The 23,512-nt window shown below is 55.2% G+C and carries 20 protein-coding genes; 9 read left to right on the top strand and 11 right to left on the bottom strand.

The genetic code is table 11. The features are described 5' to 3' along the window. Positions 1 to 16: 16 nt before the first annotated feature. From ACFSW5_RS06900 to ACFSW5_RS06890, 3 genes are all read right to left on the bottom strand, one after another. Positions 17 to 892 (bottom strand): AraC family transcriptional regulator, encoded by an 876-nt coding sequence (locus ACFSW5_RS06900; protein WP_379270666.1) that lies wholly within the window; start codon positions 890 to 892, stop codon positions 17 to 19. Between the two features lie 95 nt (positions 893 to 987). Next, positions 988 to 1,896, bottom strand: coding sequence for a fumarylacetoacetate hydrolase family protein (locus ACFSW5_RS06895; RefSeq protein WP_379270665.1), 909 nt, complete (start codon positions 1,894 to 1,896; stop codon positions 988 to 990). 212 nt (positions 1,897 to 2,108) lie between these two features. Continuing rightward, positions 2,109 to 3,128, bottom strand: a complete 1,020-nt coding sequence (locus ACFSW5_RS06890) for an NADH:flavin oxidoreductase/NADH oxidase (RefSeq protein ID WP_379270664.1) — start codon at positions 3,126 to 3,128, stop codon at positions 2,109 to 2,111. Between the two features lie 202 nt (positions 3,129 to 3,330). Here ACFSW5_RS06890 and ACFSW5_RS06885 point away from each other — a divergent pair, with 202 nt between their 5' ends. From ACFSW5_RS06885 to ACFSW5_RS06850, 8 genes are all read left to right on the top strand, one after another. After that, positions 3,331 to 3,978 carry a TetR/AcrR family transcriptional regulator gene (locus tag ACFSW5_RS06885; RefSeq protein WP_379270663.1) on the top strand — a complete coding sequence of 216 codons (648 nt, stop codon included), beginning with the start codon at positions 3,331 to 3,333 and terminating at the stop codon, positions 3,976 to 3,978. Between the two features lie 62 nt (positions 3,979 to 4,040). Continuing rightward, entirely contained in the window at positions 4,041 to 4,901 is an 861-nt protein-coding gene (locus ACFSW5_RS06880) for a transporter substrate-binding domain-containing protein (protein ID WP_379270662.1), read from the top strand. A gap of 3 nt (positions 4,902 to 4,904) precedes the next feature. Beyond that, positions 4,905 to 5,549, top strand: a complete 645-nt coding sequence (locus ACFSW5_RS06875) for an amino acid ABC transporter permease (RefSeq protein ID WP_379270661.1) — start codon at positions 4,905 to 4,907, stop codon at positions 5,547 to 5,549. 14 nt (positions 5,550 to 5,563) lie between these two features. Continuing rightward, positions 5,564 to 6,310: an amino acid ABC transporter ATP-binding protein gene (locus ACFSW5_RS06870; RefSeq protein WP_379270660.1), complete on the top strand. Its 747-nt coding sequence runs from the start codon at positions 5,564 to 5,566 to the stop codon at positions 6,308 to 6,310. A gap of 28 nt (positions 6,311 to 6,338) precedes the next feature. Further along, positions 6,339 to 6,764 (top strand): OsmC family protein, encoded by a 426-nt coding sequence (locus tag ACFSW5_RS06865; RefSeq protein ID WP_379270659.1) that lies wholly within the window; start codon positions 6,339 to 6,341, stop codon positions 6,762 to 6,764. Between the two features lie 191 nt (positions 6,765 to 6,955). Further along, entirely contained in the window at positions 6,956 to 8,545 is a 1,590-nt protein-coding gene (locus ACFSW5_RS06860) for a spore germination protein (protein ID WP_379271055.1), read from the top strand. Between the two features lie 89 nt (positions 8,546 to 8,634). Next, positions 8,635 to 9,783: a Ger(x)C family spore germination protein gene (locus ACFSW5_RS06855; RefSeq protein ID WP_379271052.1), complete on the top strand. Its 1,149-nt coding sequence runs from the start codon at positions 8,635 to 8,637 to the stop codon at positions 9,781 to 9,783. A 13-nt stretch (positions 9,784 to 9,796) separates the two neighbouring features. After that, positions 9,797 to 10,888 (top strand): GerAB/ArcD/ProY family transporter, encoded by a 1,092-nt coding sequence (locus ACFSW5_RS06850; RefSeq protein WP_379270658.1) that lies wholly within the window; start codon positions 9,797 to 9,799, stop codon positions 10,886 to 10,888. A gap of 100 nt (positions 10,889 to 10,988) precedes the next feature. Here ACFSW5_RS06850 and ACFSW5_RS06845 read toward each other — a convergent pair whose 3' ends face one another. The 6 genes from ACFSW5_RS06845 to ACFSW5_RS06820 form a co-directional block, all read right to left on the bottom strand. Continuing rightward, positions 10,989 to 11,963 (bottom strand): SDR family NAD(P)-dependent oxidoreductase, encoded by a 975-nt coding sequence (locus tag ACFSW5_RS06845; RefSeq protein WP_379270657.1) that lies wholly within the window; start codon positions 11,961 to 11,963, stop codon positions 10,989 to 10,991. A 189-nt stretch (positions 11,964 to 12,152) separates the two neighbouring features. Then, positions 12,153 to 13,172: an SDR family NAD(P)-dependent oxidoreductase gene (locus ACFSW5_RS06840; protein WP_379270656.1), complete on the bottom strand. Its 1,020-nt coding sequence runs from the start codon at positions 13,170 to 13,172 to the stop codon at positions 12,153 to 12,155. A gap of 28 nt (positions 13,173 to 13,200) precedes the next feature. Continuing rightward, the gene (locus tag ACFSW5_RS06835) at positions 13,201 to 15,468 is read right to left on the bottom strand and encodes an MMPL family transporter (RefSeq protein WP_379270655.1); all 2,268 of its coding nucleotides are present in this window, start codon (positions 15,466 to 15,468) and stop codon (positions 13,201 to 13,203) included. A 108-nt stretch (positions 15,469 to 15,576) separates the two neighbouring features. Further along, complete coding sequence (locus ACFSW5_RS06830; RefSeq protein ID WP_379270654.1) at positions 15,577 to 16,185, bottom strand: TetR/AcrR family transcriptional regulator; 609 nt, start codon at positions 16,183 to 16,185, stop codon at positions 15,577 to 15,579. A gap of 201 nt (positions 16,186 to 16,386) precedes the next feature. Continuing rightward, positions 16,387 to 17,568 (bottom strand): MFS transporter, encoded by a 1,182-nt coding sequence (locus ACFSW5_RS06825; RefSeq protein WP_379270653.1) that lies wholly within the window; start codon positions 17,566 to 17,568, stop codon positions 16,387 to 16,389. Positions 17,569 to 17,741: 173 nt separating this feature from the next. Beyond that, on the bottom strand, positions 17,742 to 19,220 hold the full coding sequence (locus ACFSW5_RS06820; protein ID WP_379270652.1) for a protein adenylyltransferase SelO: 1,479 nt from the start codon (positions 19,218 to 19,220) through the stop codon (positions 17,742 to 17,744). Positions 19,221 to 19,495: 275 nt separating this feature from the next. On the opposite strand from ACFSW5_RS06820, the gene ACFSW5_RS06815 reads away from it, so the two are divergent. Continuing rightward, positions 19,496 to 20,512, top strand: a complete 1,017-nt coding sequence (locus tag ACFSW5_RS06815) for a phosphatidylglycerol lysyltransferase domain-containing protein (protein WP_379270651.1) — start codon at positions 19,496 to 19,498, stop codon at positions 20,510 to 20,512. Positions 20,513 to 20,589: 77 nt separating this feature from the next. Here ACFSW5_RS06815 and metE read toward each other — a convergent pair whose 3' ends face one another. Next, positions 20,590 to 22,878 carry a 5-methyltetrahydropteroyltriglutamate--homocysteine S-methyltransferase gene (metE, locus tag ACFSW5_RS06810; RefSeq protein WP_379270650.1) on the bottom strand — a complete coding sequence of 763 codons (2,289 nt, stop codon included), beginning with the start codon at positions 22,876 to 22,878 and terminating at the stop codon, positions 20,590 to 20,592. 165 nt (positions 22,879 to 23,043) lie between these two features. Then, positions 23,044 to 23,451, bottom strand: coding sequence for a TerB family tellurite resistance protein (locus tag ACFSW5_RS06805; protein WP_379270649.1), 408 nt, complete (start codon positions 23,449 to 23,451; stop codon positions 23,044 to 23,046). Positions 23,452 to 23,512: the final 61 nt, after the last annotated feature.

Below are 23,512 nucleotides of genomic sequence, written 5' to 3'. Positions count from 1 at the left end.
ATGGACCGATCCCGTTTCAACCGTTCTTTCGTTCGCCGGCTTTCCGAACCGCAATCCAAACTTCTGCAGAAGGCTGATGCCCCGGCGGATGATAACATTCGATGCCGGGAATGTCGGCGAGCTCATAGCCCGATGTCGGCAGCCATTCCGTATACAGCCGTTTCCATATGCCCTGCACGTCCATGTCCTCGCTCGTTTCAAAAACGGCCCATGTGCCCTCGGGAACGTTCAACCTCTCCATCCCCTCCGGCAATGCGGTATCGGAAGCGATCGCCAAGTAGTAATCAAAACCGTCCTTAGTTCCGAAACCGCCGTCGGCACAGATCCCCAATATTCCTCTCGGCCCTCTTTGCTCGGGCTCCCAAAGCAGCTTGATCAATTGATCGATGCGCCCGTTCCGATGCGCGTTGTCCCATATGCCCGGAATCTGTTCGAAAGCTTCATCCATATGGACCCGTTCTTTGAACCCAACCGTCGAGAAAGACTCTAGCCGTTCGATCCTGTAATTCAATTCGATCGCTCCTTTAATGTTCAAGGTAATGGCCATGCGCGGATATGCCTTTAGCCGGACTTGAGCTTGACGTACGGCGGAAGGCGTCACTCCGTGCAAGTTTTGAAACGCCCGCGCAAACGCTTCGGGGGAGTCGTACCCGTACTTCAGCGAAATATCGATCACTTTCGCCTCGGCGGATTGCAAATCAAACGCCGCGAGCGTTAATCTTCTTCGCCTTACGTACTCCGACAAAGGCACTTCCGTTATAAACGAAAACATCCGTTGGAAATGATGAACGGAGCAGCAAGCGATTTTGGCGGCTTCGGCATAATCGATTTCTTCCAATAAGTGATCTTCGATATAGCCGATCGCGCCATTCATTCTCTCCAGCCAATCCATCTTAGCCGGCCTCCTTTCGACTAAAGTATATATGGTCCTATTGCCGCGGCTCCTAGCATTTCATGCGCGAAAATGCTAGATTGGAACGTCGAGCTCTACTCGGTCTCCGCCGCCATCCGGTTGGTCAGAGCGCCAAGCTTCTCGATTTCTACCGTGACGACGTCTCCTGCCTTCAGATAAACGCGCTGGGCTTCCGGCAATCCCAGCACGACCCCTTCCGGCGTTCCCGTCAGGATAATATCGCCGGGCACCAGCGTCATATGCTGCGATATGTAGCTTACGATCTCGTCGCAGCGGAAGATCATGTCCGACGTATTGGACGATTGTCTCGTTTCGCCGTTGACGCTGCAGCGAATTTCGAGCGCGTTCGGGTCGCCGACCTCGTCCGCCGTGACCAGATACGGTCCAAGCGGAGCGAACTTATCGCAAGTTTTGCCGAGCATCCATTGCGGCGTACGCGTTTGCAAATCGCGCGCGGACAAATCGTTGGCGCAGCAATAGCCGAATATGTAATCAAGAGCGTTAGCTTTGTCCACGTTCTTGGCCGTCTTTCCGATTACGATCGCCAGCTCGGCCTCGTAGTCGACTTCCGAAGAAACTTTGGGAAGCGGGATATCGTGCCGATGGCCGGCGAGCGCATTGTTGAATTTGTTGAACAGAATCGGAACGGACGGAATGGCGGCATTCGTCTCTTCCGCATGTTTGCGGTAATTTAAGCCGACGCATACGATTTTGTTCGGGCGCGTTACGCACGGTTCAAACGATAAGCTCTCCTCCTCGAGCAGTACAGCCGAAAGCGACAGGGCGTCCCGCTCAACCGCTTGCAGCAGCCGTTCCAAAGCCTCGACAGCCTCCTGGCCTCCCTCAATGGCTTGATGCACCTCGTGAGGCACACCCGCGAGCTCCGGGTGCCGTTCCGCAGCCGCTATGACATCGACAATCCCTTTAACCGTGGCGATCCCGAATCTCGCTTCGCCGTTCGCCATAAATGTAACCAATTTCATAGATGGACACCGTCTCTTTCGTATATTTTTAAACCAACGTTACCGACAACGGGTTCGCCTTCCGCGAAGCGCTGAATATCGGCCTACGCCTCGATATCGATGCTCGATTTCTATTATAGCCGCCGTACGGCGGTTTTGCCGCGAAAAAAAAAGCCGCGCTCCCGCGGCTTTCATTCCTTTCGTTTCGCTGAAGCCGTTTCCGGCTCCGATACTTAATAAGCTCTTTCGTATTGCTTCGGTACGTCCGCTTTTCCGGACAGCTCGCGAATCGCATTCGTCGCCCAATAAGGGTCGCGCAGCATGCCGCGGGCAACCCCGATCAAGTCGGCGTCTCCGTTGGCGACCGTCGCTTCCGCAAGCCGGGCATCCTCGAGCAGGCCTACCGCAATGACCGGAACGCCCAGCTTTTCCTTGAACGCGCGCGCCATCGGCACTTGATAGCCGGGATAATTGCCGGGCTTTCTCGCACCGGCGGGGCCTTCTCCGCCGCTGGATACATGAAACGCGTCCACTCCGGCTTCTTTATAGATCCGGCCCAATTCCAGGCTGTGCTCCAGGTCGTACCCGCCGTCCATGTACTCAACCGCGGATATCCGGAAGATGAGCGGCATATCTTTCGGCATTGCGCTTTTCACCGCTTGGATCACTTCTACGCCGAATTTCGCCAAGTCCCGGCCGTATTCGTCTTCGCGGTTATTGATGGCGGGAGAATGAAATTGATGGATCAGGTAGCCGTGCGCGCCGTGAAGCTCGATCGTATCTACGCCCGCTTCCACGGCACGTCGCGCCGCTTCGCGAAACTTGACGACCAATTCTTTGACCTCCGCAGTCGTCAGCGCCCGCGGCTGCTTATAGTTGTCGCTTACCCGAATATCGGACGGGCCGACCGGCACTTCGGCATCCTCCGCCTTGCGGCCGGCATGGGCGATCTGAATGCCGACTTTGGCTCCATACTTCTGAGATTCCTTAATAATGCGTTTAAAAGCCGGAATTTGCTCGTCGGACCAAAGTCCAAGATCGTAATCCGAAATCCGACCGTCGGGCTCGACGTCGGTCATTTCGATAATGATGAGACCGGCTCCGCCCACCGCGCGCGAGACGTAATGGACATAATGCCAATCGTTCGGAATGCCGTCTTTGGCCGTAACGGAATATTGACACATTGGGGGCATAACGATCCGGTTTTTAAGCTGCAGATTTTTTATCGTGAACGGTTCGGCGAGCTTCGCCATAATTCATTCTCTCCTTTTATATCTGTTTGACTTAGGTTATATTCCAAGTACGACTATTATACCGTTATAAACTAACTTTTGGGAAGTGAGCGGGGTTACATGCCCAATTTCCATCCTGACTTGACTAAATCATAGTTGTCCTATAGGATATAACTTACCACATGACTGACGAGTCAGTCACTAATCTGTTCGGCGAAAAGAGGTGATTAGGATCGCAACCGACAAAGAGCTTTCTTCCAATCGAAGCGCGGACCGCAAAGCCCAGATTAAAAAAGCGGCGCTCGAGCGTTTTGCCCGGAACGGTTTCCATCAAACGAAAATTTCCGACATCGTGCGGGACGCAGGCGTATCGCAGGGCACCTTCTACTTATATTTCAAGAGCAAGGAAGCCGTCGCACTGGAAATTATCGAATCGGGCCGCAAGCAGCTGCTGGAGGTCATCGCCCAAGGCTATCGCAGCGGAACAGGCACCGTAGCCGACATGCAGCAAGCTTCCGAGGCGCTGCTTGCCGAGCTGTTCGCCTATGCCCGCGATAACCGCTATTTCATGGAGCTATTGCTGGTCGGCGCCGGAACCGACGAGCTTCTAAGAGGCGCAATCGCCGAGACGAGAACCGCGATGGAGGAAGCGTTCCGCCGCAACATCGAACGGGCGATCGAGCTGGGGATGCTCCCCGACACGATTTCAACGGATGTACGTGCCGCACTTCTAATGGGGTTGATCGAAGGCATCGTGTCGAGATGGCTGTTCGGCACCTCGGAAGCCCATGCGTCCATCGCGGAGAAATCGCCGCAAGAGCTGGCGGCGGCAACGGCTCGCTTCGAGTTTTTCGGGTTAATCGGGATTTGACAGGAAATACTGGGGTAAACGCAAATTGTACGCATTCTAACAAGAAAAGAGGTACTTCGTAAATGAATAAATCTTCGCGTTATTCTATTGGTTTAACGGCCGCCCTGCTGCTTATGTTCACTCTGATTTTGGGCGCGTGCGGCAACGCCGGCAATAAAGACGGCGGCGCAGCGACAAGCTCGCCGCAGGACAGCTCGAATCTGCTCGAGCAGATTAAAGCAAACGGAAAACTGAAAGTCGGCTTGATGGGCACTTACGCCCCATACAACTTTTTGAACGAAAACAAAGAGCTGGACGGCTTTGACGTGGACATTGCCAAGGAAGTGGCAAAGCGGCTTGGCGTAGAAGCGGAGTTCGTGACGCAGGATTGGTCGGGCATGATCGCGGGCCTGCAGGCGAAAAAATTCGATGCCGTTGTCAGCCAAATGACGATTACCGACGAACGCAAGCAGCAGATGGACTTCTCCGACCCGTATATTACGAACCAGGTTAAAATTATCGTTAAGGAAGACAACGGCAGTATTACGAAGGTCGAAGATTTCAAGGGCAAAAACATCGGCGTCGGCCTCGGCACGAACGACGAAACGTATTTGCGCACCGAGCTGATGCCGAAGGTCGGCGACTTTACGATCAAGACGTACGACGACGTGATCTTGTCGCTGGCGGATCTCAATAATGGCCGCATTGACGCGACGATCAACAACATCTATGCATTGAAGCCGATTATCGAGGAGAACGGCTACAAAATCAAAGCGGTCGGCGAGCCGATCAAATCCGACCAAGCGGGGATCGCCGTTCGCAAAAACAATCCGGAGCTGGTCGAAGCGTTGAACAATGCGCTGCAAGAAATGAAAGACGACGGCACTTACGCGGAAATTTTCAAAAAATGGTTCGGCGAAGAACCCGCCGATTCCGCGAAATAACCGATGGATCTCGTTTTAAACAACCTCCCCTTTCTGCTGAAAGGGGCTTATTATACGCTACTGATCACCGTCGTCTCGATGTTTTTCGGCCTTGTCGTCGGCGTGGCCACGGCGATCGCCCGGCTATACGGTAACAAGCCGGTCCGCTGGCTGGCCCGTGCGTACGTATCGGCCATCCGCGGCACGCCGACGCTGGTGCAAATCATCATCGTCTATTACGGTCTGGTCGAATACGGCATCGAATTCGGCCCGCTTACGGCCGCATACGTCGCGCTCAGCATCAACATCGGCGCGTATTTGTCCGAAACGTTCCGCGGCGCGATTATCGCGGTTCCGAAGGGCCAGACGGAAGCGGCCTATGCGTCCGGCATGACGCCGTGGCAGACGATGCGCCGCATCGTGTTTCCGCAGGCGCTCCGGATTGCGATTCCGCCTATGGGCAATACGTTTATCGGCATGCTGAAGGAAACGTCGCTAGTCTCCGTCATTACCGTGACCGAGCTTCTCCGTTCCGCGGACCTGCTTATCGCGCAGTATTATGTCTATATGCCGTTTTATTTGGCCGTAGCCGTTATGTACTGGATTCTAAGCACGCTGTTCTCCGCCCTGCTCGGCTATGCGGAGAGACGGTTGTCGATCGCTTACTGAAGCGAGGTTAAATTATGATTACGACTTATGGATTGACCAAATCATTTGGACAGCACGAAGTACTGAAGGGCATCGACCTTCATGTCGACAATAGCGAAATCGTCGTATTGCTCGGTCCGAGCGGTTCGGGCAAAAGCACGCTGCTGCGCAGCTTAAACGGGCTGGAGGAAATTACGGCGGGCGGCTTCGAGGTGAACGGCATCCGCGTCGACGCCGGCCTTCCCACCCGTGCCCGAGCCAAGCTGATCCGCGACATCCGCCGCCAGACCGGCATGGTGTTCCAGCAGTTTAACCTGTATCCCCATATGACCGTGCTGGGCAACGTAATCGAAGGATTGCTCACCGTCAAAAAAATGCGCAAAGACGAAGCCGTCGCCATTGGCGAACAGCTTCTGGAACGGGTCGGGCTGAAGGATAAATCGGATGCCTACCCTTCCCGTCTCTCGGGCGGACAGCAGCAAAGAGCAGGCATTGCCCGGGCGCTTGCGATGGGACCGAAGGTCATGCTGTTCGACGAACCGACGTCCGCCCTAGACCCCGAGCTGGTCGGCGAAGTGCTGCTTGTCATGCAGGAGCTGGCCCGGGAAGGGATGACGATGCTTGTCGTGACGCATGAAATGAAATTCGCCCGCAATGTAGCGAACAGAGCCGTTTTTATGGCTGACGGCGTCATCGTGGAGGAAGGAAGCCCGGACCGCTTTTTTGACGATCCGCAGCAGGAACGGACCAAACGTTTTCTGAGGCAAATCAACTCGTTCTGATTAACAACTTGGAAAGAAGGCGACAGCAATGCAAGTAACGACAGTATGGAAAGGCAAGAGGACTTTTGAATCGGCCGGTCCTTCCGGCTACGGCGTCACGATGGACGCGACCGCGGCTTACGGCGGCGACGGTAAAGGCACAACCCCGATGGAATTGCTATTGGCAGGGCTTGCCGGCTGCATCGGCATCGACGTCACGATGATTCTCGACGCTTACTTGGACAAGGTCGCGAAGATCGAAATCGAAACGGTCGGCACCCGCAAAGAAACGAAGCCTACCGGCTTTACGGCGATCGAGCTCGTCTTCCGTGTCGAAGGCGACATTCCCGATTACCGGTTCTGGAAAGCGATCGAGCTTGGCAAAGAAAAGTATTGCGCCGTGTCCGATTCGCTTAAAGCGGATATTACGTACCGTCTTATTCTGAACGGAACGGAATACGTCAAACCGGAATAACCGGGACGTTGCCCGTTTCGCCTATGATTTTAGCGCCTGTCTCCGCCGCGAAGCGGAACCGGCGCTTTTTTTGATTTCACCCCTCCACGCCTCACGTATGCCGTCCATGCATAAAAAAATAAATCAGGAGCAAAGTATTCGTAAGCTTTATTTTCCCAAAAAAAGGGGTATTTGCCTTGTTTAATTTATGGATGCGGCTCATTCTCGGCAGTCGTAGCAATAACCGCCGTTCACGCACAAGCTCGGACTACCAGAATCAACCGGTTCCGTTATCGCCGAATCTCGACGCTCAGCTTGCCGCCTTGAAGGAAAGGCTGGGCGCCAGCACCGATTTCGTCATCCATAAAATCATGGAAACAAGCGACGGCTCATGCCGGCTCGCCGTTTGTTTTATATCCGGGCTCGTCGACCAGCAGCTCGTCTCGCAATTCATCGCCGATGCCAACCGTATCGCAAAGGAAATGACGGTCCATGGTCCGTTGGAACCCCGCAAAATAAAGGAGCGGCTTACGATCGGCGGAGTTTCGCCGGTTCGCGACGAAAACAAGCTGCTGTTCCAACTGCTCGACGGCCAGATCGCGCTTCTCGCCCACGGATCCGGCGAAGCGTTGGCCGCGGCGGTTGCCGGCGGACCGAGGCGCGCGGTCGAAGAACCTTCGTCCCAAACGGTTATACGCGGGCCGAAAGAAGGCTTTACGGAGGACATCTCGACGAATACCGCGCTCGTCAGGCGCATCCTGACGACCCCCGAATTACGGATCGTGACCTATAAAATCGGCCGATATACAAATACGAAGGTCTCCTTGTTTTATATCGAGGGCATCGCGAAGCCCGAAGTCGTGCAAGAAGCGAAGGCTCGCCTGCTGTCGATCGATGCCGACAGCATATTGGAGAGCGGTTATATCGAGGAATATATTCAGGACGGTGTAAGATCGCCCTTCCCGACCATGATGAATACGGAGCGTCCGGACGCCGTTGCGGGCGGATTGCTGGAGGGCATGGTAGCGATTATGGTAGACGGCACTCCCTATGTTTTAATGGCGCCCGTCACCTTTTTCCGTTTCTTGACATCAAGCGAAGATTATTATCAACGGTACGATATATCGTCTTTTCTGAGAGTCATTCGCCTTGTTGCGTTTTTTTTGGCTTTGCTGCTCCCTTCCCTTTTTATTGCGGTAACGACCTTTCAGCAAGAAATGCTGCCCACTACGCTTCTGATTACGTTGGCCGCTCAACGCGAAGGGACGCCGCTGCCGACTCTTATGGAAGGTTTCCTCATGGAACTGACCTTTGAAGTCATTCGCGAGGCCGGCGTTCGGATGCCGCGGGCGATCGGCCCGGCGATCTCGATCGTCGGGGCTCTCGTGCTCGGCCAGGCCGCCGTACAAGCCGGACTTGTATCGGCGGCGATGGTTATCGTCGTTTCGTTTACCGCCATATGCAACTTTGTCCTTCCGGCCATCAATATGTCCGCTGCCGTTCGGCTGCTTCGGTTTCTGCTCATGTTCCTTGCCGGTTCCTTCGGTTTATTCGGCATTCTTGCCGGCCTTGTGCCGATACTGGCTCATCTGAGCGCTTTGGAATCGTTCGGAGTTCCCTATCTGGCGCCGATTGCGCCGTTTACGAGGTCCAATCTGAAAGACCTGATCGTCCGCGTTCCGTGGTGGAAGATGAGAACTCGTCCGGCCATGATCGGCGCCGACAACCGCATGAGACAATCCGAACGGCAAGAAAGCTTCGCCGAGCGGGCAAAGAAGCATCGCCGGGATCCTCTGTCCTAGAAGGGGGAGTTTCTATGCATAAAGCTTACGTTTGTTTCGCTGTCGCCCTTACCGCGATTCTGTTGTCGGGATGCTGAAACCGGGTCGAACTGAACGAGCTGCGCATTACGACGGCTACGGGCGTCGATTACGAAGACGGCAAATGGCTCGTATCCTATCAGACGATCATTCCATCGTCTATCGTATCCGGCATCGGGGTCGTTTCCGGCGGAACGAATCAGCCGGGCATTCACGTCTTTTCGGTGAAAGCGGAAACGTTCAACAAAGCGAAATTTTTAAGCAATCTCGAAACGTCCCGCCGCGTCTACGTCGGCCACGACAAGGTGATCGTAATCGGAAGGAAAGCGGCCGAGAACGGAATCACCCAGCTGGTCGACTCTTATCTTCGGGGCACGGAAGAGCGGGCAACCGTCTATTTAATGGTGATTGAGAGCAAGGCGAGCGATCTGTTGAAAAAATTGGTGCCCCCGGAGAAATTGCCGGGACAAAGCTATAGCGAGATTTTGGAGAAAGAAACCCGGTTGGTTTCCGCCTTCCCCAAAAAGTCCGTATTCCAATTTGCGCTGAGTCTATATTCCGACTCCCGGAGCATCGGAATTCCGGTCGTATCCCTGATCGGCCGCGAAAGGAACGACAGCGCCAAAAATTTGGAGTCCATCGATGCGCTTAAAAGCACGGCGCCCGAGTTAAAATTGACGTTGTCCAAATTGGCGATCTTCCGTGACGACCGGTTGGTCGGCTTCCTGAATCGAAAGGAAAGCCGCGGGCTTTCCTGGCTGACCGATCAAATCATAGAGACCGAAATGACTTTTCCTTGTTCGGCCGGCTCCAAACAGCTAAGTTCCGTTCTCGTATACGCTTCGAGTACGAACGTGAAACCGACGAAAACAGGAAACGGCTTCGCCATGCGCGTCCGTATAAAAGCAAACGGCGATTTAATGGAATCCACCTGTACGGAGGATTTATCGAATCCGCAGGTCATTTCGGCTCTTGAGCAAACGCTCGAAGCCCAGATTGCGGACGATGTGAACGCCGCTTGGCGGGCCTTGCAACGGTTGGGGGCCGATACGGCCGGCTTTGCGGACAAAATCCACCGAAAATTCCCGCACGATTGGAGGAGGGTTAAAACGGATTGGGAGCGGGAATTCAAGAAAATACAATTAAATGTCGAAGTGAAAGCGATTATCAGGCGGCCGGGGCTAATCCAGAATTCGGCCAATCGCCGGCAGCTTGATTAAGGAGTTAAAGTTGATGAACAAAGACGCCCGCGCTTCCGAAATCGCCGTTACGCTTGCGTTGTTCGAGGTCGGAAGCTCGCCCTTGTTTTTGCTCGGAGGAGAAGCCAAGCAGGATGCTTGGCTGGCCATGCTTTTGGCGGCGGCGGCAGGCTTCGTGCTCCTTCTCCTATATCTTCGGATCTATCGGCTGGATCCGGATAAAGATCTGTACGAATTGTGCCTTCGCTATTTAGGAAAAATCCCGGGGTGGTTTGCGGGCTTTGCGTTTGCAGCCTACTTCGCATACGAGTCTTCCCGCAACCTGCGCGATTTGGGAGAACTTGCGCATGTTACGCTGCTTAACCAAACCCCGATGTCCGTGATGCTGCTGATGGCGATTGCCGTGCCAGCCATTGTAACCAGCTACGGCCCGAAAGCTTTGTTTCGGTCTTGCATGATCTACTTTTACATGTTAGCGATAGCCTATGCATTGATATTTGCTACCATTCCGCTAACCGGGCTGCTCCATATCGAATTTATGTTCCCCGTATTGGAGAACGGGTTAAAGCCGGTATGGGATGCCGCATTTCCGGAGCTCGTATCGTTTCCTTTCGGACAGACCGTGCTTTTCTTAACGCTGTTTAAGTACGCCCCTAAGGGAAAAAACCTGAGTACGGTCGTGCTTATTGCATATGCGTTCGTTGCGGTGTTCCTGACCGTCCTGAATCAGATAGTTATTCTCGTCTTGAACCCGCAGATAGCCAAAATCACGACCTACCCGCTGTACGCGGTAGTTCAATTAATCGAAACGGTCCGTATTGTCGAACGGGCCGACGCTTTGTTTACGCTCATTCTGTTTATCGGGCTTGGGATTAAGATGGCATTATTTTATATGTGCGCGGCCATCGGACTCCAGAAGCTGACCGGCGTCAGATACAGAATATGGCTCATTCCGCTCGCGGCCGCCGTATTCGGGCTCACCTTCCTTTCGCCGACTTACACCGAATTTATTTGGGTCGGTTTGCATCTCATGCTTGTATATGTCGACCCGTACTTTCAAATCGCCCTTCCTTTGCTTCTTCTCGTCATGATGTTGATCAGAAGAAAAAGGTTACAAGCGAAATAGCGATAACTATATAAGTTGAACTAAACTTTGACGGTCATTCCTTTCCGAAAGGGATTCCCTTTCTCCATTCCAATTGGCTTAGTCAAGAAAGTTCATTCGTTCAACTTATATAGCTTGCCGGGTCGTCCGCTCCCGTCAGCCCCGTTAGCCGCTCGCTCCATTGCCAGAGCTCCTCGATACGGTCCTGACGATAGGATTCAAGGGAAGAAGCGATCGCCTCGTAACCGTCGAAATAAAGTCCGCTCGTTCCGGCCAGCGATTCGTCGATCAGCAGCCTTGCCAGTGCTTGACCGGATTCCTCTACGCTGCGCACCGAGGGGCGGATATATCTGAGCAGCGGCAGCGCATAATGCCAGGCCAGCCGGGCTAAACGCCCGTAGCTTCGCGCAAGTCCGGTTCCCGGCATCATTCCGGGATTAAAGGCGTTGACCGCGATCCGCAAATCCGGGTTATCCCGCCGCAGCTGCCGCAGCCTGCATTCGAGACCGTAGACGAAATACAGGTTGCAATGCTTTGAAGTTGTGTACCGGATTTGTCCGCGCGTCGAAGCCTTCAGACCGGCCAGCGCTGCGTCGGATTGATCGGGATCGGCCATTTGTTCGGGATGGAAATATTGCGGAGCGGGCATCCCCGTTTTTTTCGCCGGATCGTGCGTATCGCTGCTGACTACGACGATGCGGGCGGAAGCATCGAGCAAAGGCAACATGAGGCGGACGAGCAGATAATGTCCCAGATGATTCGTGCCAAACGTCGCTTCGAAACCGTCCTCCGTATATTCCGTGCCTTGGACGTACTGTACTCCCGCGTTGCAGACAAACGCCTGAATCTGCGGAAGGTTCCTGGTCTTCACTTCCGCAACGAAGTCGCGGATCGTCTTCATGGAAGCAAGATCAAGCCGCATCGCTTGAACGTGCGGATAAGCGCAATCCCGTATTAGACTTTCCGCAGCTTGCTCCGTTCTCTCCCGGTTTCGCGATGCGAGAACGATCATCCAATCGCCGTTCGCCTTCGCAAGCCGTCGGGCGCTTTCCAATCCCAGCCCTCCGCTTCCTCCGGTAATAATCGCCGTTCTCAAGGGAATGCCGCTCCCCATGTTGCTCCCCGCCTTTCGTTCATCTCCGATAAATTAATTAAGGAATGACTGGGCGAATTATATGTTCAATATCCCCAATACGCCAAACAAGAAAGCGAAAAAGCGTTAAAAGGATCCTTATGAGAACTGCCGGCCGGGGATGGCTTGCCTGGCCGGCTTAACGTCTTCGTTTTATAAATGTTGACCGTACCGCACGGGAGCATGGATCCGGTACCAATCGACCGTGTCCCGGACGGTCTCCTCCAACGGACGGAAGGTAACGCCCAGCACCCGCTTGGCCTTTAAGGCGCTCGTTCGCTTCTTGTTCGTCATCGAGCGTACGCCGTTTACGGATAGAGACAGAGTCTTGCCTGTCAAGGCCGCATACCGCTCAGCCGCCCACGCCGCCGCCAGCATGAAGCCGTTTGGGAGCCGCCGCTGCGGCGCAGGGATTCCGGTAACGTCCATAAGCAGCAGCATCAATTGTTGATGACTTACATGATGAGCGGTTACGATAAAGGAATCGGTCCGGTTAACGGACGCGGCCGCTTTTACCATTGCCCATGCTACGTCCCGCGCATCGACGACGTCGATGCCCGAATCGGCAAGATAACCTGGAATCCTTCGGTTGACGTAATCGAGTACCAGCTTGCCGGCGCTCGTTGGCGCCGCATCCCACGGGCCGATCATCCAGGAAGGCTTCATCGTAATAACAGGTACCGCTTGCCGCGAGGCGAACGCGGCGATCGCCAGGTCGCCCGCGATTTTGCTTTTGCCGTAATCGTTTAACGCTTCCTCCGCCAGCAGCACATCCGTTTCCTCGCCGGCTTTGCCGTCTTCCCTTTTCCGAATGGTGGCATTGCTGCTCGTATGGACGATTGTGCCGATACCGGCCTTGACGGCAAGCTCAAACAGCTCGACGGGCGCACTTACGTTGATTCGCTCCAGCTTCGCCCAATGATTGCCCGGCGAGAACGTTTCCCGGAAATAGGCGGCCGTATGGAACAACGTATCGCAACCTTTCAGAGCGGCCGCGAGTTCGTTTACGCTCTCCATATCTCCGGTTACGAGCTCGGCGGACGTATCCCCAAGCCATCTTTCCGCTTTCTCGCGCGATCGGACCATGACCCGGACGTTGTGCCCTTCGGCGAGTAAAGTTCGTACCAGATTGTTGCCCAACAATCCGGTGCCGCCGGTAACAAATGCGTTCATAGCCCCTCCCCTTCCCTGCTTGTTCGCTTTAATGCACGATCGGTCTTGGATTCGAACCTTCCGTCTCCGCTCCGCCTTCCGATATCCCGTATCGCTCATGAAACCGCCTGAGCATTGGCGGCGCCCACCAGTTCGCTCTGCCGGCCAGCTTCATGAAGGCGGGAACGAGCACGCTGCGGATCAGCGTCGCGTCCACAAGCACCGCCAGCGTCATGCCGACGCCCAGCATCTTCAGGAATACGACTTCGCCGGCCGAATAAGCCGCGAACGTAAAAGCCAATATCGCCGCCGCCGTCGTAACCAGCGCGCCGCTTTTTTGAATGCCGCCCGCGACCGCTTCCTCCAGATTTCCCGTCCGGTCATATTCTTCCTTGATTCTCGACAGGATGAACACCTCGTAGTCCATGGACAGCCCGTACGCGATACAGAACATCAGAATCGGAATGCTCGGTTCGATCGACCCGGCCGGCGTAAAATTCAGAAGACCGGAGAGATTGCCCTCCTGGAATACCCATACGAGAGCGCCGAACATAATGGCGAGACTAAGAAAATTGAGCAATGTCGCTTTGATCGGCAGCAGAACGCTTCCGCTCATCAGAAACAGAATGACGAACGTGATAGCCAAGACTAGCGCCAGCGCAATCGGAATACGTTCCAGCAGCTCCTCCCGGAAATCCGTCAGGTCCGCGGGATAACCGCCGACAAGAAATTCGAACGGCGCGTCGGAAGCCCGGATCGTCCCGATTATGCCCGGCGCGTCGGCGTTTACGCTTGCCCCGTAAGGGGTTGCGGTCAAATACGTGCCGCCGTCCGTTCCCGCGAAACGGGCGTGAATATCGCTCGGCGGAGTAATTTGTTTGCCGTTCGCATAGGAGCCGGCCAACGAGTCCACCTGGGCGATTCCCGGTACGGTCGACAGTTTCTCCGAATAGGCTGCGATTTCGCCGGCCATCGCTTGCGGGCCAACTACGTCCGGGGCAACCACATATATCGTATCCGTCGCCTCGGCGGCAAAGCCCGCCAGCTTCTGGTCCTCGACGATACGGCTCGTTGTGTCCGAAGGCAGCACCCGATGATCGGGAAGCCCGAACCGCAAATTCAGGATCGGAGAGCCGAGGAGCAGAAGCGCGATGACGGCCGCTCCGCCATAAAGGAACGGGCGCCGCATAATCGCTTTTGCGGTGCGGTACCACCAGCCGCCGCCGCTTGAGGCAGCTTTGGGCGTTCCCGGTTTCGTCCTTCTCGCGAGACGCGTGCCCAGCAAAGCGAAGAATGCAGGCATAATGAAGACCGTGCCGACAATTCCGGACAAAACGACCAATACGCCCGTATAAGCGAACGACTGGAGGAACGGAAACGGGAATACGAACAGAACCGCGCAGGATGCCGCCACCGTGACGCCGCTGAATATAACGGTTCGCCCGGCCGTTTCCACCGTCCGCACGGCCGCCTCGTTCGCGCTTTTGCCGGCGGCAAGCTCTTCCCTGAAGCGGTTAATCATAAAGAGCGTATAATCGATGCCGAGACCAAGCCCCATGACCAGCGTCAGGTTTAGCGCAAATGTCGAGACCTCCGTAAACGGGACGATCGCCGCAAGTCCTGCCAGCGTGCCGGTCATGGCGAACAAGCCCGCTCCGATCGTCAGCGCTGTAGCCCGGAAACGGCGGTAGACGAGAAACAGCAGCACGAATACGCCGGGCAAAATAATCATTTCCGCCCGAACGAAATCTTGGCGCGCCAGCTCGGCCGCCTGCCGGAATATTTCATCCTGCCCGCCGACCTCGACCTTGATGACGGCGTCTTCCGTCGCATATTGGGGGGAAAGGCCGGCTAACGCTTCTCTCGCTTCCGTTACGGTACCTTTTAGGCGGGCAAGCACGAGCGCTTGCGTCCCGTCTTCGCTCCGCAGCGTCTGCGTGCCGCCTTGCGTCCAATACGAATACGCCTCCTGCACCGCTTCCTCAGCGGCAAGCCGCTCCGTCAAAGCTGCCCCTGCCGCCTTCGCTTCGGCGCTGTCGACGTTTCCGGATTTCGCGGTGACAAGCAAAGCAAGATTCGGACTCCCGGTGCCGAAGCTCTCCTGCAGCGCTTCGCCGGCCCTGTACGATTCGGAGCCCGGCACTTCCCACCGGCTTAACGACAACCGTTCGACGGTCCCGGCCCCGATCAATGCGGAAGCGAGAAATAAGAGTATTCCCGCCGCAACGACGGCGTAGCGGGCTTTCACGATAAAGCTTCCGATTGCTCGAAGCAGAGTCGGCTTGACCGGCATCGCTTCGTTTGTTCTTCTCTCCATCCCAATCCTCCTTAACCAATTTTGTTTGATTGTTCAAACAATAATGTTTAAAAAAAATGGCATAATCTTTCTCTCTCTTTTCACCGCAACTTATCGTTCGCCTTCGTCTCAATCGTGAAGGCGAGCCGTTCCTTCCGTTTGAACGCTGCGGATATAAGCGCCGATCATAGCCGCCAGCGTATCGTAGGCTCCGTCATAGTCAAAATCCTCGTCGCACAGCTTCTGCAAGCCAAGCCCGTCGAACACGGAGAGCAGGATGGGCGCCAGCGCCTTCGAACGCTCCGGGGAAAGGTTGCCGACCGATTCGATCAGCTCCGCAAGGTGGTTGCGCTTGCTTGCCAGCGTATCCCGAATGCTGCCCGACACGGCCGGATTCCGGAGGCCAAGCGCGTACAGCTCATAACGAAGCTTCACCCAGGACGGGTTCTCCTCCGCCCGCGATTTCGGAACGTTTAAGGCGGATTGGATGATGTCGCCGGTAGGAGGCGCTTCGTCTTTGCGCTTCATGAACGACAGCGACTCGCAATACTTTTCCGATTCTCTCCGGAATACTTCGGCGAACAGCATGTCTTTGCTTGAAAAGTAATAGCCGATCAACCCTTGCGCCACGCCGGCAACGCGGGCGATTTCTTTCGTAGACGCTTGATCGTACCCTTTCTCCGCAAGAACCTGGTACGCAGCATCGATAATTTTCTTCTGTCTGTCATGTTCCGTCATTTCTTCCTCCATGTACATAGAGCGTATGCCGCTAAAATTGTTTGAACGTTCAAACAGATGGTAACATGAAAAATATTCCGGCGCAAGCCTTTTGGATACATTTCGATGCCGGAGATCGCCATACTCCAACCGTCGCAGGGCAGGAAGGCAGGATACGCTTAAAACCGCGGTCCCGCCTTTCGCTTCACCCGACGCAGCCCGTCAGGCCGATGGCGTCCGTTTCGTTGCGGCCGGATTCGTCCTGCTCCTTAGTCCGAATACGGCGGGTAGCAGCATAAGCGCCAATATTCCTCCTGCGAAAGACAGGGCCGCATAGCTCGAATTGGCGACGACGGATCCGGACAGCGCCCCGCCGGATGCACCCGCCAAAGACACCAATACGTCGACGGTGCCTTGCGTTCTGGCGCGGGTTGCCGGATCGGTCGCATCGACGAGCAGCGCCGTTCCGCTGATCAACCCGAAATTCCAGCCCAGCCCAAGCAATGTGAGCGCGACAACGAGCATCCCGAGCGAATCGCCGGGCGATACGGCCGCCACAATGCCGGCGGCGAGCAAAAAGAAGCACGCCGCTCCCGACATGAAGGTTCGGCCAAGCCTGTCTGCGAGAAAACCCGTTACGAGCGACGGCAAGTACATCGCGGCAATATGGATGCTGATAACCAGCCCCACCTCGTTCAAGCCATGCCCGTGATGCTGCATATGGACCGGCGTCATGGTCATAATGGCGACCATGACGATTTGCGTCACGATCATAACGGCCGATGCAATCGCCGCTCCGCGTTTAGGAGCCGCAGGCGCATGCGATACGGATGCAGAGCCGGGAGTTTCTTTAAGGCCGTTTGGAAATCCGCCTATCGCCTTTGCCGTCATATAAGGGTCCGGGCGGAGAAAGACGAACAACGTTAAACCGGCCAGCAGAAAAGCAGCCGCTCCCAATAAAAACGGGCCGGCCAAAGCGGGCACGCCGATCGATTCGGCCAATCGCCCCGTCGTCCCCACCAGATTCGGTCCGGCAACGGCTCCGACCGTTGTCGATACCATTGCGACGCTAACGGCTTTCGCTCTCTGCTTCGGTCCCGCCAAATCCGTTCCGGCGGTAAGCCCGGCCCGGCGGCCCAACCGTCCGGAAATGCGGCCGACCAGCCAAGCAGATCCCGCGGAACCAAGCGTTAACAGCGCCACGGGGACGCCAGCAAGATTTTCCGAGCCCAACATGTCCTGCGCTAGTAGAGCGCCGACCGTCACGCCTGCGGCAAGGCCCGCTCCGCCGAAAATTTGGGACAAGGCGACGATAAGCAGCGTCCTCCTGTAGAGCCGCGCGAGCAACTCCGGAGAATGCTCATATTGCTTTAGTACTTTGCGGGGAAGCCCCTCATGCGTCATCGTTCAAGCCGCCTTTCGTACCCTGTAGGAAGTTCCGTTCCACTCCTCATTCTATGCCGAAGCCGCTTATCCCTTTGTACAATCAAAATTTTCATGCTTGAAATCTCAACGGAAAGATTGCGAAAGGGCCGCCTATAAATGGCAGCCCTTCTCGGCGAAACGGCTATTTGCGCTCACGTGCCGCAGAACGTCCGGTATGGGACGTTCGTGCAGGCCGGAAGCTCGGCATACTCGGCTTGCTCGGCTGAATGAGCGAAAGGCTGCGAAAGGACCGCCAGAAGCCGCTCCATCGGGCCGTAGTCGCCACGGCTCACCGCCGCTTCCAGCGCTTCCTCGACTCTATGGTTGCGGGGAATGACCGCAGGATTGCTTCGGCGCATCAATTGCTCCGATTCCGCTGCCGATTGCTCTTGCCTGCTTAGTCTTGCCTTCAGCCGCTCAAGCCATTGCTCGTACGGCTCATGGCCGAATAAAGGCGTATCTTCCGGCTTGCCGTATGTGAAGGCGAGAAACGTGTTCGTATAGTCGGCGCCGTGTTCCTTCATCATGCGAAGCAAGTCCGCAACCAGCTTCTCATCCTCGGGCTCCTCGTTAACGATGCCAAGCTTGGCTCTCATCCCGGAAAGCCAATGCCGATGATACTGCACGGCGAAAGCGGAAAGCGCATCCTCGGCCAATTCGACGGCATGCTCCTCGTTTTCGTCCAGCAGCGGCAGCAACGCTTCCGCAAATCTTGCCAAATTCCATACGGCAATGCTCGGCTGATTCCCGTAAGCGTAACGGCCGTGAATATCGATGGAGCTGAAGACCGTCGCCGGATCGTAGAGATCCATGAAAGCGCACGGACCATAGTCGATCGTTTCGCCGCTGATCGCCATGTTGTCGGTGTTCATCACGCCATGGATAAATCCGACCAGCTGCCATTTCGCAATAAGCGAAGCTTGCCTTGCGATTACGCCCTTAAGAAAGTCCAAATAACGATTGCTGCTTTCTCCGGCCGTCTCCGGATAGTGCCTTTCCACGGCATGATCCGCCAAAGCCCGAAGCTGGTCTACGGAACCCCAATTTGCGGCGTATTGAAAAGTACCCACCCGTATATGGCTGGCGGCGATGCGGGCGAGCACGGCGCCGGGAAGTTCCGTTTCGCGAAGGATCGTCTCGCCGGTCGTCACGACCGCCAGACTGCGGGTCGTCGGAATGCCAAGCCCGTGCATCGCCTCGCTGATGATGTATTCGCGCAGCATCGGGCCAAGCGCCGCCCTTCCGTCTCCGCCGCGGGAATAAGGCGTTCTGCCCGAGCCCTTCAACTGAATATCGAAGCGTTGGCCTTGCGGCGTAATCTGCTCTCCGAGCAGCAACGCTCTTCCGTCGCCCAGCATGTTGAAATGTCCGAATTGATGCCCGGCATAAGCTTGGGCGAGCGGCGCGGCTCCGTCGGGAACCCGGTTGCCGGCAAACGCCGCGACTCCATCCGCGCTGCGCAGCGCCTGCGGGTTCAACGCAAGCCCCTCCGCCAGCGCTTCGTTAAGGACGGCCAGCTTCGGCGATTTTACAGGCGCCGGATTCATCCTCTTATAAAAGATGTCCGGCAGTCGGACGTAGCTGTTGTCGAACGCCCAACCGGCGTCGTTCGTACGATTGTTTTCTGTCATCGCATCTCCTTCTTTAAGCCTTGGCGTTTGTGCTTGTACTATATTATACCTATTCGGTCCGTAAATAGCGTTCGCCATATTTGAAACATTCATGCTTTTTTTTGCCGGCATTCGTCTCTAGAACTGTAATCTTAGGCTGCCAAATTCAGTCATCGCCATGAACCGGGAATGTTATGTCAATTTTTACAACTTTTCAGCTCTTTACTAGCCGCATGCAAACGCCGATGTAGATTAAAGCAAATCATCAAGATAGAGGTTATCTGGAGGGAATTTCCATGCTGGACAACATGGCCGAACAGCGTTTGAATCGTTTGCTGGAGAGCTGCGGCCACAATTCGCATACGCATCTGTATTACCTTGGAGATAAGGAGTTGTTCTGGGATTCGATGGACGAAGCCGTCATTGCATACCGGACGGCAGGCAAAAGAAACATTGCGCTCGGCGACCCTGTCGGGAGTCCCGAAGGATGCAGACGAGTCATCGGAGAATTTATCGCATATTGCAAAAAATTAAACCGCTTACCCGTATTTTATCAAGCGAAATCCAAATATCTTCCGCTATTCTCCGGCTATGGACTTCATAGCGCCAAAATCGGAGAAGAAGCGCAAATCGACTTGACCCGCTTCGATTTGAAAGGCAAGCGATGGCTCAAACTCCGGAATCGGATCAACAAATTCGAACGCGGGCGATACTCCGTTAACGTATTATTCCCGCCATATTCTTATACGACCATGAGCCGACTGCAGGAAATATCGGACGAATGGCTTGCCGAGCGCAAAGAAAAAAGCTTTTCCGTCGGGGCTTTCTCATGGCCTTACGTCTCCCGGTTTCCGGTTGCGGTATTGACCGATGCCGAAGGACGATACATAGCTTTCGCTTCCATTACCGGAGACGCTCCCCGACCCGAAGCTTCATTAGCCGGGCATTGCCGAAAAATAACGATCGACCTTATGCGTTATACGCCTTCATGTCCGCACGGTACAATGGATTATCTGTTTGTGTCGCTCTTCCGGTGGGCAGCGGATAACGGGTATGGCAGATGCAGTCTTGGCATCGCCCCGCTCGCCAATATGGACCATCTGCTGTTTGTCCGTCTGCTTTGGAAATACGGAAGCAAGCTGTATAACTTTAAAGGATTATACGAATACAAAAATAAATTCGGCCCGGATTGGGAAAATGTCTACCTCGTCTGTCCGGCGTCGTCGATGCCGGTTACCGTCGGCATTCTCGCTTATACGATCAACACTCCCGTGAGTCCGTCACAAACGAAATGGAATCAAATATCGTCATAATGCAAAATGCTACAAAGGCTGCCGGCAATGCGGGCAGCCTTCGTTATAGTTTTAATTCGATTTATAACATTAATAATTTATACCATTAATGAATACTTTTCGCGGGCAAGGCGCGTCGCTTCCACCATGTTGCGGAGCGAATCCACCGTCTCTTCCTTGCCGCGCGTCTTCAGACCGCAATCCGGATTGATCCAGAACAGCCGCGGGTCCAGTACCCGCAACGCGCGATCGATCATGGCGGCCATCTCCTCGACCCGAGGCACGCGCGGACTGTGAATGTCGTATACGCCGAGGCCGATCCCCATCTTGTACGTATTTTCCTCGAAGCTATGAATAAGCTCGCCGTGGCTGCGGGATGTCTCGATAGAAATGACGTCCGCGTCCATCGCTTCGATCGATGCGATCATGTCGTGAAATTCGCAATAGCACATATGGGTATGGATTTGCGTCGTGTCCCGGACCGTGCAGGTCGTCATCCGGAACGCCTTGACCGCCCAAGCCAAATATTCGGCCTGATCCTTCTCCTTCAGAGGCAGTCCTTCGCGAACCGCCGGCTCGTCGACCTGAATCATTCCGATGCCTGCGCTCTCCAAGGCTTCGACTTCCTGCCGCAGGGCGTACGCCAATTGATACGCAATTTGCTCGCGCGGAATGTCTTCGCGGACGAACGACCAGTTCATGATCGTAATCGGCCCGGTCAGCATCCCTTTCACGGGACGCTGCGTCCTGGACTGCGCGTATTTCGTTTCCTCGACGGTCATCGCTTCCCGGAAAGCGACATCCCCGTAAATAACCGGCGGCTTTACGCAGCGGGATCCATACGATTGAACCCAGCCGTTTTTCGTAAACGCGAATCCCGCCAGCTTCTCGCCAAAAAATTCAACCATGTCCGTCCGTTCGAATTCGCCGTGAACGAGAACGTCCAGTCCGATCTCTTCCTGAAGCCGAATCCACGTATCGATCTGCTCCCGGATAAATGCGCCGTACCGCTCGTCGTTCCATTCGCCTTTCCGCCAAAGCTGCCGGGCTTTCCGCACATCCGCCGACTGCGGGAAGCTGCCGATCGTCGTCGTCGGAAACAGCGGCAGCTGCCATTGCTTCTGCTGAATCGGGTGACGCTCGGCAAACGGGAGAGCGCGTTCCGGATTAGTCTGGCTTACCGCGGCCACTTCCTGCCGAATGTCGGCACGAACGCGTTCCTCCAAGCTTTCCAGCGCATGCAGCGCGTCGTCGCACTGCTTCAGCTCGGAGGCGATCGATGCTTCCCCCGACACGGCGGCCTTCGTCAGCAGGACAAGCTCGTCCAGCTTCTCGTCGGCGAATGCGAGTGCCCCTTTCAACTGAGCGGGGAGCTCCGTCTCATACTCCGTCGTTACCGGAACGTGCAGCAAGCTGCAGGACGACTGCACCATAAGGCGATCGTTCGGCACGTAAGCGCCGATCTTCCGAAGCAGCGCAGCCTTATCTCGCAGCGAAGATTTCCAAATTCCCCGTCCGTCGACGATGCCGGCGCCAAGTACTTTATCGGCCGGGAATCCGTGCGCTTCGATTGACTTGACGTTGCCGGCCGAGCCGTGTACGAAATCAAGCCCGATCCCCTTGACCGGCAAAGCGACGATGTCGCTGTATCGTTCGACGGATTCAAAGTAAGTTTGCAGCATAAGGTTCAATCCCGGTGCGGCTTCAGCCAACGTATAGCAAACTTTGCGAAGACGCTCGACGTCTTCATCGGTTAGCGCGGTCGCGAGAATGGGCTCGTCCAGCTGCACCCATTGCACGCCTTCCTGCTCGAGCTCCCGAAGTACCTGCGCGTACAGCGGCAGCAAACGCTCCAGCCAGGCGTCGGTGTCCGCCGCGGAATATCCTTTCGACAGCTTCAGGAAGGTAAGCGGACCGAGCAGTACCGGCTTTCCTTCGATGCCGAGCTCCGCTTTCGCTTCGCGATAAGCGGCGAGCGGCTTGTTGCCGGTCAGGGCCGGTTCCGCGCCGTCAAGCTCGGGCACGATATAGTGGTAGTTGGTATTGAACCATTTGGTCATTTCGCAGGCCGGCGCGTCTTTCGTGCCGCGGGCCATTCCGTAATATACGGAAAGAGGTACGGCTCCTCCTTCGTATTCGAACCGTTTCGGAACGATTCCGAACATAACGGCCGTATCCAGCACGTGATCGTAATAGCTGAAATCGTTGACGGCGATCAAATCGATTCCTTTGGCCTGCTGTTTGCGCAAATGAGCTAAACGTATTTCTTTCAGTTTTCCGTGAAACTCCTCTTCCTCCAGCTTGCCGGACCAAAACGCCTCCAGCGCTTTCTTCCATTCGCGTTCCGCTCCGATCCGCGGATATCCAAGCACACTGCTGATTGCCATCCTGCAACACTCCTATCCGATTGGTTACAAGAAAGATAGCACGGATTGGAATATATAGGGTAACTGAAAAAAATTATATCCAGTTATAGCCTACGGCTATACCAAGGATTGCGAGCAGCCGAAAATAAAACAAGCTTTCCCCATTGGCAGGGAAAGCTTGTGCGCTTAAGGCTCCAGAATCAGCTTCAGCCCTTCGACCTTCAGCTTGTCGAGCCGCTCCACCCAGTTTTTGCAGGCGGCATAAGCTTCGTCGGTTACTCCGATCAGCCTTTTCATGTCTTTTACGATTTGTTTCTCGTCGTCGTTAAAGTTGCCGTCCGAGAACGCCAGCATCAAAATTTCGAGAAAATAAATTTGTTTCACCCGCGGATCGTCGATCCCGCCGAGAATTTGCTCCAAACTGCGGTTCGCCGAAAATTCGATTCCCGCGTCCTCCATATTCATCTCCGCCATAAAAGAGCGCAAAGCCCCTTCCTCGTTCCGGCTGACGAACCCGTCCGCTTTGGCCGCGAGATGGGCGATTTCCAGAAAGGCGTATTTATATTCATCCGATTCGATAAAATGCAAAAACATGCTTGCCAGCTCCTCTATATCTATATGATGATTGTTCCTCATCAATAGATTCAACGGCGGT

This window comes from Paenibacillus thailandensis, assembly GCF_042685365.1.
GTDB lineage: Bacteria > Bacillota > Bacilli > Paenibacillales > Paenibacillaceae > Paenibacillus_AP > Paenibacillus_AP thailandensis.
The sequence above is the reverse complement of the archived record's forward strand: the minus strand, read 5'-3'. Positions and strand labels throughout refer to the sequence as shown.

Coding starts and splice junctions, on each gene's coding strand:
- ACFSW5_RS06900 (WP_379270666.1), bottom strand. CDS start 892: ATGGATTGGCTGGAGAGAATGAATGGCGCGATCGGCTATATCGAAGAT.
- ACFSW5_RS06895 (WP_379270665.1), bottom strand. CDS start 1,896: ATGAAATTGGTTACATTTATGGCGAACGGCGAAGCGAGATTCGGGATC.
- ACFSW5_RS06890 (WP_379270664.1), bottom strand. CDS start 3,128: ATGGCGAAGCTCGCCGAACCGTTCACGATAAAAAATCTGCAGCTTAAA.
- ACFSW5_RS06880 (WP_379270662.1), top strand. CDS start 4,041: ATGAATAAATCTTCGCGTTATTCTATTGGTTTAACGGCCGCCCTGCTG.
- ACFSW5_RS06875 (WP_379270661.1), top strand. CDS start 4,905: ATGGATCTCGTTTTAAACAACCTCCCCTTTCTGCTGAAAGGGGCTTAT.
- ACFSW5_RS06870 (WP_379270660.1), top strand. CDS start 5,564: ATGATTACGACTTATGGATTGACCAAATCATTTGGACAGCACGAAGTA.
- ACFSW5_RS06865 (WP_379270659.1), top strand. CDS start 6,339: ATGCAAGTAACGACAGTATGGAAAGGCAAGAGGACTTTTGAATCGGCC.
- ACFSW5_RS06860 (WP_379271055.1), top strand. CDS start 6,956: ATGCGGCTCATTCTCGGCAGTCGTAGCAATAACCGCCGTTCACGCACA.
- ACFSW5_RS06850 (WP_379270658.1), top strand. CDS start 9,797: ATGAACAAAGACGCCCGCGCTTCCGAAATCGCCGTTACGCTTGCGTTG.
- ACFSW5_RS06840 (WP_379270656.1), bottom strand. CDS start 13,172: ATGAACGCATTTGTTACCGGCGGCACCGGATTGTTGGGCAACAATCTG.
- ACFSW5_RS06835 (WP_379270655.1), bottom strand. CDS start 15,468: ATGGAGAGAAGAACAAACGAAGCGATGCCGGTCAAGCCGACTCTGCTT.
- ACFSW5_RS06830 (WP_379270654.1), bottom strand. CDS start 16,185: ATGACGGAACATGACAGACAGAAGAAAATTATCGATGCTGCGTACCAG.
- ACFSW5_RS06825 (WP_379270653.1), bottom strand. CDS start 17,568: ATGACGCATGAGGGGCTTCCCCGCAAAGTACTAAAGCAATATGAGCAT.
- ACFSW5_RS06820 (WP_379270652.1), bottom strand. CDS start 19,220: ATGACAGAAAACAATCGTACGAACGACGCCGGTTGGGCGTTCGACAAC.
- ACFSW5_RS06815 (WP_379270651.1), top strand. CDS start 19,496: ATGCTGGACAACATGGCCGAACAGCGTTTGAATCGTTTGCTGGAGAGC.
- metE (WP_379270650.1), bottom strand. CDS start 22,878: ATGGCAATCAGCAGTGTGCTTGGATATCCGCGGATCGGAGCGGAACGC.
- ACFSW5_RS06805 (WP_379270649.1), bottom strand. CDS start 23,451: ATGTTTTTGCATTTTATCGAATCGGATGAATATAAATACGCCTTTCTG.